The organism is Streptomyces sp. NPDC003248, from assembly GCF_055563235.1.
This window is the reverse complement of record NZ_JBVHDT010000001.1, coordinates 1,175,544-1,190,257: the sequence shown is the minus strand read 5'-3', so window position 1 is coordinate 1,190,257 and position 14,714 is coordinate 1,175,544. Positions and strand designations below refer to the sequence as shown.

The following is a 14,714-nucleotide window of genomic DNA, read 5'->3' as shown; positions in this document are numbered from 1 at the left end:
CGGGGGCAGGTCCGTCTCCGGGCGCGGTCCGTACCCGAGCGCCCAGCCCCATGAGCCGCCCGTCGTGCCCCGCAGCCCGCCCGTCCGCCGGGTGGTCCCTCGTCGGCGCGGCTGCCCGCCCGCCCCACCGGGTGGTTCCCTCTGTCGGTGCGGCGGCGGAGGCTCAGGTGTCGAAGCGTGCCGCCTTCAGGTACTGCGGGTTCGGGTCCAGTGCGGCCGCCAGGCGGAAGTGGCGCTTGGCCTGGTCGCCGCGGCCCTGCCGCTCATAGGTCCGGGCGAGCGCGAAGTGCGCGAACGCGTTGTCCGGTTCCCGCTCCAGGACGATCGTGAACTCGAGCTCGGCGGGACGCAGCTGCGCGGCGGCGAAGAAGGCACGCGCGCGCAGCAGGCGGGCGGCCGTGTTCTCGGGATGGGCGGCGATGACACCGTCGAGCAGCTTCACCGCGCCCCGCGGGTCCCGTGCGGCGAGCAGCTGCTCGGCGGCACGGAAGTCGATGACATGCGTCTCCGGAGTACGTCCGGTCGAACCGCTGGTATCGGGCACGGAAAAATCCTTCCCTCGCTGCACGCGTTCAACGCGCGGGGCGGGGGCCGCTATTCCTCCGGTGACCCGAGGGGCTCGCGGGGCGCACGCGCCCGGTGCGCCAGGTCGGCCCACACCTCGCGGACGCGTCGTTCGAGGTCCGGCAGCGGTACGTCGTTGTCGATCACGATGTCCGCGATCTCGCGGCGTTGCTCGCGTGTCGCCTGGGCGGCCATGCGCGCGCGGGCGTCGTCCTCGGTCATGCCGCGCAGCCGGACGAGCCGGTCCAGCTGGGTCGCGGGCGGGGCGTCGACGACGATCACGACGTCGTACAGGGGGGCGAGGCCGTTCTCGGTGAGGAGGGGGACGTCGTGGACGACGACGGCGTCCTCGGGGGCGGCCTCCTCCAGCTCGCGGGAGCGGGCGCCGACGAGGGGGTGGACGATCGCGTTGAGGGAGGCGAGCTTCGCGGGGTCGGCGAAGACGACGGAGCCCAGGGCCGGGCGGTCGAGGGTGCCGTCGTCGGTGAGGACCTCCTCACCGAAGGTGTCGACGATCGCCGCGAGACCGGGGGTGCCCGGTTCGACGACCTCGCGCGCGATGCGGTCCGCGTCGATCAGCACGGCACCGCAGGCGACGAGCAGCCGCGACACCTCGCTCTTGCCGGCGCCGATCCCGCCGGTCAGGCCCACCTTCAGCATGACGGGAAGCTTAGGGCCTGCCGCCGCCGACGCGTCCGGCAGGCCCCCGGACGACGGCTCAGCCCTCGCCCTCGCGCTCCGCCAGGAACTTCTCGAACTCCCGCCCGATCTCGTCCGCCGAGGGGATGTCCACGGGTTCGGCGAGCATGTTGCCGCGGGTCTCGGCGCCGGCGGCGGCGTCGTACTGGTGCTCCAGGCCCTGGACGAGGGAGGTGAGTTCCTCGTCGCCCTCCTGGATCTGGCGGTCGATCTCGGTCTGCGTGCGGTGCGCCTCCGTGCGCAGCGTGTGCGCGACGCCGGGCAGGACGAGTCCCGTGGCGGCCGTGATGGCCTCCAGGACGGTCAGGGCGGCGTCGGGGTACGCGGAGCGGGCGATGTAGTGCGGGACGTGCGCGGCGACGCCCAGGACGTCGTGGCCCGCTTCCATGAGGCGGTACTCGACCAGTGCTTCGGCGCTGCCGGGGACCTGGGCCTCGTCGAAGGGGCTCCGATGGCCCGGGACGAGGTCGGTGCGGTTGCCGTGCGGGGTGATGCCGACGGGACGGGTGTGGGGGACGCCCATGGGGATGCCGTGGAAGTTCACGGACAGGCGCACGCCGAGCCGCTCCACGATCTGCCGGACGGCGACGGCGAAGCGCTCCCACTCCACGTCCGGCTCGGGGCCGGACAGCAGCAGGAAGGGCGCTCCGGTGGTGTCCTGGACGAGGCGTACCTCGATGGCCGGCTCCTCGTAGTCGGTCCACCGGTCGCGCTTGAACGTCAGCAGCGGACGTCGGGCGCGGTAGTCCACCAGGCGGTCGTGGTCGAAGCGGGCGACGACCTGGTGGGGCAGCGCGTCGAGGAGGCGGTCGACGATCTGGTCGCCGGTCTCCCCCGCGTCGATGTATCCGTCGAAGTGGTAGAGCATGACAAGTCCGGCCGACTCCTGGGCGAGCGCCATGTCGACGACGGCCAGCCCCTTCGGCTCCCATGCGTACAAACCCTGCGGATCAAGCACTTGGACCGCTCCTCCTCGTGTTCGTACATCCCAACGCGCACGCCGGTGTACGCATTCCCGCTGCATCACCTTGATCGTTCGGCTCCCGGGACGGGCCGCCGGGTGCCGGCCCGCTTGCCCGGGGCGGGCCACCGGGTGACGGCCGCTTCCCCGGGCAACGACGAGGGGCCGTACCTCGAAAGGTACGGCCCCTCAGTGAGCGGCTGGGATCAGCTGCCGGCGATCAGCTCTGGCCGCCGGCCAGCTTCTCGCGCAGGGCGGCCAGCGCCTCGTCCGAGGCCAGCGCGCCGGAGGTGTCGGCACCCTCGGAGGAGTACGAACCGCCGGTCGCGGCCGGAGCGGCGGCCTCGCCACCCTCGGCAGCGGCCTGGGCGTCCGCCTCGCGGGACTTGATGACCTGCTGCTGGTGCTGCTCGAAGCGCTGCTGCGCCTCGGCGTACTGGCGCTCCCACTCCTCGCGCTGCTTCTCGTAGCCCTCGAGCCAGTCGTTGGTCTCGGGGTCGAAGCCCTCGGGGTAGATGTAGTTGCCCTGGTCGTCGTAGGACGCGGCCATGCCGTACAGGGTCGGGTCGAACTCGACCGAGGCCGGGTCGGCACCGAAGGACTCGTTGGCCTGCTTCAGCGAGAGGCTGATGCGACGGCGCTCGAGGTCGATGTCGATGACCTTGACGAAGATCTCGTCGTTGACCTGGACGACCTGCTCCGGGATCTCCACGTGGCGCTCGGCCAGCTCGGAGATGTGGACCAGACCCTCGATGCCCTCGTCCACGCGGACGAACGCACCGAACGGAACCAGCTTCGTGACCTTGCCGGGCACGACCTGGCCGATCTGGTGGGTGCGGGCGAACTGCTGCCACGGGTCTTCCTGGGTCGCCTTCAGCGACAGGGAGACGCGCTCGCGGTCCATGTCGACGTCGAGGACCTCGACCGTGACCTCCTGGCCGACCTCGACGACCTCGGAGGGGTGGTCGATGTGCTTCCAGGACAGCTCGGAGACGTGGACCAGACCGTCGACGCCACCCAGGTCCACGAAGGCACCGAAGTTGACGATCGAGGAGACCACACCGGACCGCACCTGACCCTTCTGGAGGGTGGTGAGGAAGGTCTGGCGGACCTCGGACTGGGTCTGCTCCAGCCAGGCACGGCGGGACAGGACCACGTTGTTGCGGTTCTTGTCCAGCTCGATGATCTTGGCCTCGAGCTCCTTGCCCACGTAGGGCTGGAGGTCGCGGACGCGACGCATCTCGACCAGGGAGGCCGGGAGGAAGCCACGGAGGCCGATGTCGAGGATGAGACCACCCTTGACGACCTCGATGACGGTACCGGTGACGATCCCGTCCTCTTCCTTGATCTTCTCGATCGTGCCCCAGGCACGCTCGTACTGGGCGCGCTTCTTCGAGAGGATCAGGCGACCTTCCTTGTCCTCCTTCTGGAGAACAAGGGCCTCGATCTCGTCACCGACGGCGACGACCTCGTTGGGGTCGACGTCGTGCTTGATGGAGAGCTCGCGGCTCGGGATAACACCTTCGGTCTTGTAACCGATGTCGAGCAGGACCTCGTCCCGGTCGACCTTCACGATGACGCCGTCGACGATGTCGCCGTCGTTGAAGTACTTGATCGTCTCGTCGATCGCGGCGAGGAAGGCTTCCTCGTTACCGATGTCGTTGACCGCTACCTGCGGGGTGGTGGCGGTGGTCTCGGTGCTGCTCGTCATGTGGGAAAGGGCTCCGGTACGGACATTGAAGTCGTAGGTACTGCTTACGCCGGGAGCCCGTTTCGCTCTGCAGAAGCCGGACAGCCAAGGAAGCGCCCCACCGGGTGACCGGTGACGGCGCCTCGACAACCGAGGGGACATACAACAGATGCGAGCGCAGCCTGCTACGTCTGAGGTGCGCAGGCCCGCAGCGCAACTTGTAGCATACGGGGGCAGCCGGGCAGGGTCAATGCGCGAACGCGCACACCCGGGGCGGATCGCCGCATACCCGGCACTGAACCTGTCTTCTGAGGCCACATGGACCGCGGAAGAACCCTCCGGTGACACCTCGGTGGCACCGCCGGGGCGGGTTGGACGGAAGAGTACGACGAGGGAGCCCATCATCCAAGAGCCCGTATCGCCCCAGTCGGTACCCCGGCCGGCGCCCGAGCCGGAGGCCGAGCCGGAGGCCACCCGCCGCGACGCCGGCGTCACGGAGAGCGCCCGCGCCAACCGGGGCTGGTGGGACCGCAACGCGGACGAGTACCAGATCGAGCACGGCACCTTCCTCGGCGACGACCGCTTCGTGTGGTGCCCCGAGGGCCTGGACGAGGTCGAGGCCGAGCTGCTCGGCCCGGCGGAGGAGCTGAAGGACCGGGACGTCCTGGAGATCGGCGCCGGCGCGGCCCAGTGCGCGCGCTGGCTCGCCGCGCAGGGCGCCCGCCCGGTGGCGCTGGACCTCTCCCACCGCCAGCTCCAGCACGCGCTGCGCATCGGCGTCACCTTCCCGCTGGTGTGCGCCGACGCGGCCGCGCTGCCCTTCGCGGACGCCTCCTTCGACCTGGCCTGCTCGGCGTACGGGGCGCTGCCCTTCGTCGCCGACCCGGTGCTGGTCCTGCGGGAGGTGCGCCGGGTGCTGCGCCCGGGCGGCCGTTTCGTCTTCTCCGTGACCCACCCGGTCCGCTGGGCGTTCCCCGACGAGCCGGGGCCCGAGGGCCTGTCGGTCGCCTCGTCCTACTTCGACCGCACGCCTTACGTCGAGCAGGACGAGGACGGCCGCGCGGTCTACGTCGAGCACCACCGCACCCTCGGCGACCGGGTCCGCGACATCGTGTCCGCGGGCTTCCGGCTGGTGGACCTCGTCGAGCCCGAGTGGCCGGCCTGGAACACCTCGGAGTGGGGCGGCTGGTCGCCGCTGCGCGGCGCCCTGATCCCGGGTACGGCGATCTTCGTGTGCGAGCGGGACTGACGGCGTCGGCGGTCCGCGCCCTGCGGCGCGCACGTGACGGCGGCCGCGGGGGAGGCGAGTAGCCGGCGGGCCGGAGGCGGGGCCGGGGGCCGGAAGGGCACGCGCGCAGGGGCCCGCCCGCCCCACGCGCGCGTGGGGCGCCTGCGACGGCACGCGGCGGACGCGTCGTCGAGGCGTACGACACTAGGGGCGTGATCCGTGACGACGCCCTGGACGCGCTGCCCGTGCGGGCCGCCCTGCCTTCCCTGAACGACGCCCTGGACGGGACCGGCACGGCCGTCCTGGCCGCGCCGCCCGGCACCGGCAAGACGACGCTGGTGCCGCTCGCGCTGGCGGGGCTGCTGGGCGAGGGGCCCGGGCGGCGCGTGGTGGTGGCCGAGCCGCGGCGGATCGCGGCGCGTGCGGCGGCCCGGCGGATGGCGTGGCTGCTGGGTGAGAAGACCGGCGGGAGCGTCGGGTACACCGTGCGCGGGGAACGGGTCGTCGGGCGGCACACGCGCGTGGAGGTCGTCACGACCGGTGTGCTGTTGCAGCGTCTCCAGCGCGACCAGGAGCTGACCGGTGTCGACGTGGTGGTGCTGGACGAGTGCCACGAACGCCATCTGGACGCGGACACGGCGGCCGCCTTCCTGTGGGACGTCCGGGAGGCGCTGCGGCCGGAGCTGAGGCTGGTGGCCGCGTCGGCGACGACGGACACGGAGGGCTGGTCCCGGCTGCTGGGCGGGGCGCCGGTCGTCGAGGCGCACGGCGCCGCGTTCGACGTCGAGGTCGTCTGGGCGCCTCCGGCCCGTCCGGTCCGGCCGCCGCACGGCACGTGGGTCGATCCGGCGCTGCTGGGGCATGTGGCGTCGGTGGTGCGGCGGGCGCTGGCCGAGCGGCCGGGGGACGTGCTGTGCTTCCTGCCGGGCGTCGGGGAGATCGCGCGGGTCGCGGGGCAGCTCCAGGGGCTGGGCGGGGTGGAGGTGCTCCAGGTGCACGGACGGGCGCCGGCTGCCGTGCAGGACGCGGTGCTGACGCCGGGCGAGGGACGCCGGGTGGTCCTGGCCACGGCGGTGGCCGAGTCGTCGCTGACCGTGCCGGGGGTGCGGGTGGTCGTCGACGCGGGGCTCGCGCGGGAGCCCCGCGTGGACCACGCACGGGGACTGAGCGCGCTCGCGACCGTGCGCGCCTCCCACGCGGCGGCGCGGCAGCGGGCCGGACGGGCCGGGCGCGAGGCGCCGGGCGTGGTGTACCGGTGCTGGCCGGAGGCGGAGAACGCCCGTCTGCCGCGCTTCCCGTCCCCGGAGATCAAAGTGGCCGACCTCACCGCGTTCGCCCTCCAGGCGGCCTGCTGGGGCGATCCCGACGCCTCCGGGCTGGCCTTGCTCGATCCGCCGCCGGCGGGCGCGATGGCCGCGGCGCGGGGTCTGCTGACGGCGATCGGCGCGGTGGACCCGGGCGGCCGGGCCACGGAACGGGGGGTGCGGCTGGCGCGGCTGGGGCTGCACCCGCGGCTGGGGCGGGCGCTGCTGGACGGGGCGTCGCTGGTGGGGGTGGAGCGCGCCGCCGAGGTGGTCGCGCTGCTGAGCGAGGAGGCCCCTCGCGAGTACGGCGACGACCTGGCCGCCGCCGTCCGCGGTGCCCGGCGCGGGGGCGACGCGTACGGCGCGCGGTGGCGGACGGAGGTGCGGCGGCTGCGGTCGGTCGCCGCGGAGTCCGCAGGCCCTCCCGCGCGGGACGCCCGGCCGGCCCGGGCGGGCGGCGCTGAGGACGCCACCGCGGGGCTCGTCGCCGCCCTCGCCTTCCCCGAGCGCCTCGCCCGGGCCGACGGCGGCTCGCACCTGATGGTCTCCGGGACCCGCGCCGAGGTCCGGGAGGGCTCCGCCCTGCGCGGCGCGCCGTGGCTCGCGGTCGCCGTGGCCGACCGTCCGGTGGGCAAGGGGCACGCGCGCGTGCAGCTGGCGGGGGTGGTCGACGAGGAGGTGGCGCGGCTCGCCGCCGGACCCCTGCTCGACGAACGCGACGAGGTCCACTGGGCCGACGGTGACGTCGTCGCCCGGCGCGTCGAGCGGCTCGGTGCCGTGGAGCTGGGCGTGCGGCCGCTGAGGGACGCCGATGCCGCGCTCGTACGGCAGGCGGTGCGTGAGGGACTACGGCAGGAAGGGCTGACGCTGCTGCGGTGGCCGCCGGAGGCCGAGGTGCTGCGGCAGCGGCTGGCGTTCCTCCGGCTGCACCTGGGGGAGCCGTGGCCCGACGTGTCCGAGGCGTCGCTGCACGCGCGCGTGGAGGACTGGCTGGAGCCGGAGCTCGGCCGGGCCCGGCGGCGCGCCGATCTGGCGCGGATCGACGCCGGGGAGGCCCTCGCCCGGCTGCTGCCGTGGGCCTCGGGTGAGGCGGCCCGGCTGGAGGAGCTGGCGCCGGAGCGGATCACCGTACCCAGTGGGTCCAGGATCCGGATCGACTACGCGAACCCCGAGCAGCCGGTGCTCGCGGTGAAGCTCCAGGAGATGTTCGGGCTCCAGGAGTCGCCGCGGGTGGCCGGGGTGCCGCTGCTGGTGCACCTGCTGTCCCCCGCCGGGCGGCCCGCGGCCGTCACCGCCGACCTCGCCTCCTTCTGGCGGGACGGCTACAAGGGCGTACGGGCGGAGCTGCGCGGCCGGTATCCGAAGCATCCGTGGCCGGAGGACCCGGCCGGTGCCGAGCCGACCCGGCACACCAAAGCACGGCTCGGGAGGTGAGCCGAGGGGGCCGAGCGATCTGATGGCACATCAGGACGGCGCCTCTCTCGGGTGGGAGGGGCGCCGCCGAAGTGGTGTGTGGTGCGCGTGGGTGGTGCGGGGTGCGCGTGGGTGGTGCGGGGTGCGCGTGGGTGGTGCGGGGTGCGCGTGGGTGGTGCGGGGAGGGCTTACGAGCCGGTCGTCGCCGACTCCGAGGCGGACGCGGACGCGGTCGCGGTCGCGGTCGCGGTCTCGGTCGCGGAGGTGTCGTCGGAGGGGGTCTCCGACGACCCTTCCGAGGCGCTCTCCGACGGGCTCGGCGTGGTGGTCGGGGCGGCCGTGACGGTCAGTTCGACCGTGAGCGTGGCGCCGCCCGTGGTGGTGATGCGCAGCAAGAACGTGCCGGCCGTGTCGTCCGCGTACAGCTGCGGCAGCTGGAGCAGGCCGTCGGCGTCGGTCCGCAGGTCCGTCAGGGTGCGGACGGCGTTGCCGGCGGCGTCCTTGAAGTAGGGGCCCTTGTCGTTCGCGGTCGTGTCGCCGGCCGACGCGATCAGGGTGGCGGTGGCCGCGACCTTGTCCGCGGCGGCACCCTGGTACGTGGCCTTGACCTCGACCTGGTCGCTGAACGTACCGCCCGCCGTGCAGGTCAGCGCGGTGCTGGTGGTGCGGGCGAGGGTGTCGGCGGCACGGGCGGTGACCGTGGCCGTGTAGTCGAGGGCGGGCAGCACGCGGCCCAGGACCGTGGCGCGGACGGTGAAGGTGCCGGTCTCCTCGCCCGCCTGGAGGGCGGGGGCCGTGGCGACGCCCTTGCTGTCGGTGGCGATCGTGGCGACGCTCTCGCCGCCGGCGAAGGCGGCGTCGGTGTCGCCGACGATGGTGAAGCGGACCCTGACCTTGCCGACGGCCTTGCCGGCCTCGGTCTCGGCGCGGGCGCTGATCGTCTGGGTGAACGCGTCGCCCGCCATGGCGGTGAGCTTCGCCGTGCCCGCGTTCTCGAGGTGGTCGACCGTTTCGGTCGGCGTCTGGGCCGGAGTGGTGGGGGTCGTCGACGGCGTTTCCGACGTGTCCGGCTCGGAGGTCGTCGGGGTCGTGCTCGGAGTCGATGACGACGGCGTCGTGGACGGCGAGGTGGTCGCCGCGCTGTCGTCGTCGCTGCGGCTGGACGGCAGGCTGCCGGTGCCGTCGGGGATCTCGTGGGTGCCCTTGCGGTAGTACTCCAGCCACGACACGACGGTGTTGTAGTACTCCGTCGAGTTGTTGTAGCTGAGGATCGCGCTGCGCAGCCCGGACGTGGTGGACATGTCCCAGCTGAAGCGGCACAGGTAGTGACCGGCCGCGAGGGCCGCGTCGTAGATGTTGTTGGGGTCCTTCTTGCCGTCGCCGTTGCCGTCGCGGCCCGCCCACTCCCAGGTGGAGGGGATGAACTGCATCGGGCCCACGGCACGGTCGTAGGTGCTGTCGCCGTCGTAGGCGCCGTTGTCGGTGTCGCTGATGTTGGCGAAGCCGTTGCCGTCGAGGACCGGGCCGAGGATCGGCGTGAGGGTGGTGCCGTCGGCGTTGACGTTGCCGCCGCCGGCCTGACCCGACTCGACCTTGCCGATGGCGGCGAGGAGTTCCCACGGCATGTTGCAGCCGGGCTTGGCCTCGGCGAGCGCCGCCGCGGCCTTCTTGTAGGCGTCCAGCACGGTCGCGGGGATGCCGGCCTCGGTGTCGCCGGTGGCGGCCGGGGTGGTTCCGGCGCTCTGACTCGGCGAGGGGGTGGGGCTGTTCAGCGGCGGGAGGTCCGTGTAGTACGGCGAGTTGCCGGTGGCGCTGTCGTCGGAGCCCGTGCCGGAGGCGGCATCGGCGGCGGTCCGTCCGCCGGTCCGGCCGCCGGCCGTGACATCGGGTGCCTGGGACGCGGCCAGCGCCGCGACGACCACCGCGGCCACGGTCGTGTTGACGGCTCCCTTGCGCAGCCTCCTGCCGAAATGCGCCGACATGAAGTGAACCCCTCCCGTGGACACCCGTGCGCCCGTCTCCGTCCGATGCGCCCGCCCCTGTGCGGACGTACCGCCTCACCGGCCCCGTGGGGCCGTCGCCCCGCCCCGAGGGTTGCACTCCCGAGCGGTTTGCGCCGTTCTGTTCGGTTGTTCGACCGGGCCTTCCGACTCGGCGCCCCAGGCGACCCTACGACAACTTCGGTGGCACCGGCACCCGTTCGAACGCGGTGTTCACCACCCGGCCATCTCCGTTCCGGTGTCAGTGGCGTCACGCATACTGGTGCGCGTCGTCGGACTTCCGGCCCGACCGGTCCGCCGACGTCCGCCGAAGTCCGCCACCGGGAGCCCTGTTTGCCGTTCACCCTCAGTCATGCGGCGGCCGTGCTGCCCGCCTTGCGCACCGACGGCACCGGCCGCGGCCCGCTGGTGCCGGCCGTGCTGGTGGCGGGGTCCTTCGCGCCCGACATGACCTACTACGCGGCGAGCGTCGCAGCGGGGGCCATGGAGTTCGGTGACGTCACGCATTCCTTCACCGGCGTGTTCACCGTCGACGTGCTCGTCGCCTGGGCGCTGGTGGGGCTGTGGCTGCTGGTGCGCGAACCGCTCGTGGCCCTCCTGCCACGGGCCCGTCAGGCCCGTCCGGCCACCCTGGCGCGCTGCGGGGCGCCCCGCGCGCGTGTCCGCCCGCGCACCCTCCTGTGGTGGTACGTGTCCGCGGTGCTCGGCGCGCTGACCCATGTGGTGTGGGACGCCTTCACGCACCTCGACCGGTGGGGCATGCGCCTGTTCCCGGTGCTCGGCGAGAAAGTCGCGGGCTCACCGCTGTACTGGTACCTCCAGTACGGCGGCTCCGCCGTGGCCGCGGTCGTGATCGTGTGCTTCGTGGCGTACGCGCTGCGCCGGACACCTGTCGCCGAGCCGGCCGGGGTGCCCGTGCTGTCGGCGCGGGACCGGTGGTGGGCGGCGGCGCTGATCGGCGGCTGTGCGCTGGTCGCGGCGGTGCGGCGGGCGACGCGGTGGTGGGAGTACTGGGGTTCCCGGGCGAAGCCGTACGAGCTGATCCCGACGCTGTGCTTCGGGGCGGGCGCCGGCCTGCTGCTGGGCCTGCTGCTGTACGCCGTGGGCGTCCGTGTGGCCCGTCCAGTCGCCCCGGAGTCCGCGGGGCGTCCGGACCGGGTCAGCGTGGGCTGAACGGCTCGCCGGCCGGCCGCACGGGCACCACGGACACGGCGATACCACGTGCCGCCCGGGGTCTGGGGAGGCGGCCGAGGACGCCGAGGGCCAGGGCCAGGTAGCCGTGCGCGACCTCGATCCGGGCGAGCGGCGCGAGTCGACCGAGACGGGCGGCGGCCGTGCGCAGGACGGTGAGCGGGGTCCCGGGGACGCGGGGGGTGGCGGCGCCGCGCGCGTGGGCGGGGAGCGGCCGCCCGGCGGGCGCCGCGTCGGGGCGCACCGACCGATCGGCGGTCGGCGTGGCGTGCACGCGTGCGGGGGCCGTCCGGCGGTGGAGCATGCGTATACCCATGGCGGCATCCTCGCGGGCGCGGGCGACGAGGGGCGTTTTCACGGGGGCCACCTGGGTGAGGGCCTCTCGGGGGACGGCGGGAGGGCACCGGCATGCGCGTACCGCCGCAGGCCGGTGCGGACTCCGGTGCACCGGCCGGCGCAACCGCCGCCGGCCGGTGCGGCGCCGCTGCGGGCTAGGGCCTGTTGTGAAAGTCCCGTCGTCCGCCCGGAGGGCGGGCCTGGCGGCGTCAGGTGCGTGCTCTGGGGGTCCCCCCGGCCGAAGGCTGGGGGAGTGCCGGCCCCTGGCCCTCGTACTGGATGTACTTGGGTCAGGGGCCGGTGCGGCGAGAGTGCGTGCATGGCGTCACCAGGCAGGCGGGACTTTCACAACAGGCCCTAGTGCGCCGCCGACTCCCAGTCCCGGCCCGAGCCCACGGACACGTCCAGCGGGGCCCTGAGGTGGACGGCGTCGGACATCTCGCGGCGGACGAGTTCCTCCGCGGCCGCGCGCTCGCCGGGGGCGATCTCCAGGACGACTTCGTCGTGGACCTGGAGGAGCATGCGGGACGTGAGCCCGCTCTCCCGCAGCGCCTGGTCCACCTTGAGCATGGCGATCTTGACGATGTCGGCCGCGGTGCCCTGGATGGGCGCGTTGAGGGCCATCCGCTCGGCCGCCTCACGGCGCTGGCGGTTGTCGCTGTTGAGGTCGGGGAGGTAACGGCGACGCCCGAAGAGCGTGGCCGTGTAGCCCGTCGCGCGGGCTTCGTCGACCGCCCTGCGCAGGTAGTCCCGGACCCCGCCGAAGCGCTCGAAGTAGGCGTCCATCAGGGCGCGGGCCTCCCCCGCCTCGATGTTCAGCTGCTGGGACAGGCCGAACGCCGACAGGCCGTAGGCCAGGCCGTACGACATGGCCTTGATCTTGCGGCGCATCTCGGCGTCCACGGCGGCGGGCTCGACGCCGAACACCTGGGAGGCGGCCGTGGTGTGCAGGTCCTCACCGGAGGTGAACGCCTGGATCAGGCCCTCGTCCTCGGAGAGGTGCGCCATCACCCGCAGCTCGATCTGGCTGTAGTCGGCCGTCATCAGCGACTCGAAGCCCTCGCCGACGACGAAGCCGCGGCGGATGGCCCGGCCCTCGTCCGTGCGGACGGGGATGTTCTGGAGGTTCGGGTCGGTCGACGACAGACGGCCGGTCGCGGCGACCGTCTGGTTGAAGGTGGTGTGGATGCGTCCGTCCGCGGCGATCGACTTGATCAGCCCCTCGACGGTGACGCGCAGCTTCGCCTGTTCGCGGTGGCGGAGCATGATGACCGGCAGTTCGTTGTCCGTCTGGGTCGCCAGCCAGGCCAGGGCATCGGCGTCGGTCGTGTACCCCGTCTTGGTCTTCTTCGTCTTCGGCAGGCCCAGTTCGCCGAAGAGGACCTCCTGGAGCTGCTTGGGCGAGCCCAGGTTGAACTCGTGCCCGGCCGCGGCGTGCGCCTCCTTCACCGCCTGCTGGACGGCGCCCGCGAACATCTGCTCCATGGCCTCCAGGTGGGGCCGGTCGGCCGCGATGCCGTGCCGCTCCATCCGGGCCAGCAGGGCGGAGGTGGGCAGCTCCATGTCCCCCAGCAGTTCGGCGGCGCCGACCTCCTCCAGGCGGCCCCGGAACGCCTCGCCGAGGTCGAGGATCGCGCGGGCCTGCACCATGAGGGCCTCGGCCTCGGCGCCGTCGTCCGCGCCGAAGGCGAGCTGGCCGTCGGCCGCCGCGGGCGGGGCCAGCTCGCGGCCCAGGTACTCCAGGGACAGCGCGTCGAGGTCGAAGGAGCGGCGGCCCGGCTTGACCAGGTAGGCGGCGAGGGCGGTGTCCATGAAGACGCCGCCGACGCTCCAGCCGTGCTCGGCGAAGACGCGCATGGCGCCCTTGGCGTTGTGGAGCACCTTGGGGCGGTCCCCGGCGGCCAGCCAGGCCGTCCACGCGTTCTCGTCGGCCTCGTCCAGCTCGGCCGGGTCGAACCAGGCGGCCGCTCCCCCGCCCGCGGCGAGCGCGACCTCGGCGACCGAGCCGGCGCCCAGCGCCCACGTGTCGACGGTGGCCACGCCGAGGGTCTGTGTGCCGTGCTCGGCGAGCCAGCCGGCCAGCTCGCCCGTGCCCAGCACCGAGCCGTCCACCGCCACCCCACCGGTCACCACCGGGGTCGACTCGGCCTCCGCACCCCCCGGGTCGACGGCGAGGAGCCGCTCGCGCAGCGACGGGTTCCTGATCTCCAGGGTGTCCAGGACCATCGCGACGGCCGTGCGGTCGTAGGGCAGGCGCTCGAGGTCGGGGACGGTCTTCGGCAGCTCGACGGTGCGGACCATCTCCGTCAGGCGGCGGTTGAGCTTGACGGCTTCCAGGTGGTCGCGGAGGTTCTGGCCGGCCTTGCCCTTGACCTCCTCGACGCGCTCGACCAGCTCCGCGAACGAGCCGAACTGGTTGATCCACTTCGCGGCCGTCTTCTCACCGACGCCGGGGATGCCCGGGAGGTTGTCGGACGGGTCGCCCCGCAGGGCCGCGAAGTCGGGGTACTGGGCGGGCGTCAGGCCGTACTTCTCGAACACCTTCTCCGGGGTGAAGCGGGTCAGCTCGGAGACGCCCTTCGTCGGGTACAGCACGGTGGTGTGCTCGCTGACCAGCTGGAAGGAGTCCCGGTCACCGGTGACGATCAGCACCTCGAAGCCCTCGGCCTCGGCCTGGGTGGCGAGCGTGGCGATCACGTCGTCCGCCTCGAAGCCGTCGACCGCGAACCGTGAGACGTGCATCGCGTCGAGCAGCTCGCCGATCAGCTCGACCTGCCCCTTGAACTCGTCCGGGGTCTTCGAACGGTTCGCCTTGTACTCCGTGAACTCCTCGGACCGCCAGGTCTTGCGGGAGACGTCGAAGGCGACCGCGAAATGCGTGGGCGCCTCGTCACGCAGCGTGTTGGCCAGCATCGACGCGAAGCCGTAGATCGCGTTCGTCGGCTGGCCCGTCGCGGTGGTGAAGTTCTCCGCGGGCAGCGCGAAGAACGCGCGGTAGGCCAGCGAGTGCCCGTCCATGAGCATGAGGCGGGGCCGCTCGCCGGAGGTCTTCTCGGTCTTCTTCGATGCTGTTTCTGCCACGCCCCCGATCCTGCCACGCCCCACTGACACTCCCGCCCACCCGCACACCTCCCCCGGTACGCCGGCCGCCCCCGGCGCCGCGCGACGAGGCCCCAGCACCGCGCACCAGCCTCACCAGCCCCACCAGCCCCAGCGCCACCAGCTTCGCGAACCGCCCCCCTGAACCGCCCCCTGAACCGGCCCGGATGCCGCCCCCCGGAACCCCTCCGCCCCTCGCGCAACCAATGCTCCCGCCCCCCGCGCTCCC

At 73.3% G+C, this 14,714-nt stretch carries 10 protein-coding genes; 3 read left to right on the top strand and 7 right to left on the bottom strand.

Annotated elements, in window-relative coordinates:
• Positions 1-163: 163 nt before the first annotated feature.
• From ACZ3KJ_RS05045 to rpsA, 4 genes are all read right to left on the bottom strand, one after another.
• Positions 164-544: a tetratricopeptide repeat protein gene (locus ACZ3KJ_RS05045; protein ID WP_389511501.1), complete on the bottom strand. Its 381-nt coding sequence runs from the start codon at positions 542-544 to the stop codon at positions 164-166.
• 50 nt (positions 545-594) lie between these two features.
• Positions 595-1,224 carry a dephospho-CoA kinase gene (gene coaE / locus ACZ3KJ_RS05040; protein WP_467524667.1) on the bottom strand — a complete coding sequence of 210 codons (630 nt, stop codon included), beginning with the start codon at positions 1,222-1,224 and terminating at the stop codon, positions 595-597.
• Positions 1,225-1,282: 58 nt separating this feature from the next.
• On the bottom strand, positions 1,283-2,221 hold the full coding sequence (locus ACZ3KJ_RS05035) for a PAC2 family protein (RefSeq protein ID WP_467524665.1): 939 nt from the start codon (positions 2,219-2,221) through the stop codon (positions 1,283-1,285).
• 223 nt (positions 2,222-2,444) lie between these two features.
• A complete protein-coding gene (gene rpsA / locus ACZ3KJ_RS05030) occupies positions 2,445-3,935 on the bottom strand; it encodes a 30S ribosomal protein S1 (RefSeq protein ID WP_385064349.1) in 1,491 nt (496 codons plus the stop codon).
• 229 nt (positions 3,936-4,164) lie between these two features.
• Between rpsA and ACZ3KJ_RS05025 the strand changes: the two genes are divergently transcribed.
• Positions 4,165-5,163, top strand: coding sequence for a class I SAM-dependent methyltransferase (locus ACZ3KJ_RS05025; RefSeq protein ID WP_467524663.1), 999 nt, complete (start codon positions 4,165-4,167; stop codon positions 5,161-5,163).
• Between the two features lie 191 nt (positions 5,164-5,354).
• Positions 5,355-7,880: an ATP-dependent helicase HrpB gene (gene hrpB, locus ACZ3KJ_RS05020; protein WP_467524661.1), complete on the top strand. Its 2,526-nt coding sequence runs from the start codon at positions 5,355-5,357 to the stop codon at positions 7,878-7,880.
• 167 nt (positions 7,881-8,047) lie between these two features.
• Here the strand turns inward: hrpB and ACZ3KJ_RS05015 are convergent, their stop codons facing one another.
• Positions 8,048-9,841, bottom strand: a complete 1,794-nt coding sequence (locus ACZ3KJ_RS05015; RefSeq protein ID WP_467524659.1) for a lytic transglycosylase domain-containing protein — start codon at positions 9,839-9,841, stop codon at positions 8,048-8,050.
• Between the two features lie 351 nt (positions 9,842-10,192).
• On the opposite strand from ACZ3KJ_RS05015, the gene ACZ3KJ_RS05010 reads away from it, so the two are divergent.
• A complete protein-coding gene (locus tag ACZ3KJ_RS05010; protein WP_467524656.1) occupies positions 10,193-11,032 on the top strand; it encodes a DUF4184 family protein in 840 nt (279 codons plus the stop codon).
• Here the strand turns inward: ACZ3KJ_RS05010 and ACZ3KJ_RS05005 are convergent.
• Positions 11,019-11,366 (bottom strand): hypothetical protein, encoded by a 348-nt coding sequence (locus ACZ3KJ_RS05005; protein ID WP_467524654.1) that lies wholly within the window; start codon positions 11,364-11,366, stop codon positions 11,019-11,021. The genes ACZ3KJ_RS05010 and ACZ3KJ_RS05005 overlap by 14 nt on opposite strands.
• Positions 11,367-11,743: 377 nt before the next feature.
• Complete coding sequence (gene polA, locus ACZ3KJ_RS05000; protein WP_467524652.1) at positions 11,744-14,467, bottom strand: DNA polymerase I; 2,724 nt, start codon at positions 14,465-14,467, stop codon at positions 11,744-11,746.
• Positions 14,468-14,714 lie beyond the last annotated feature (247 nt).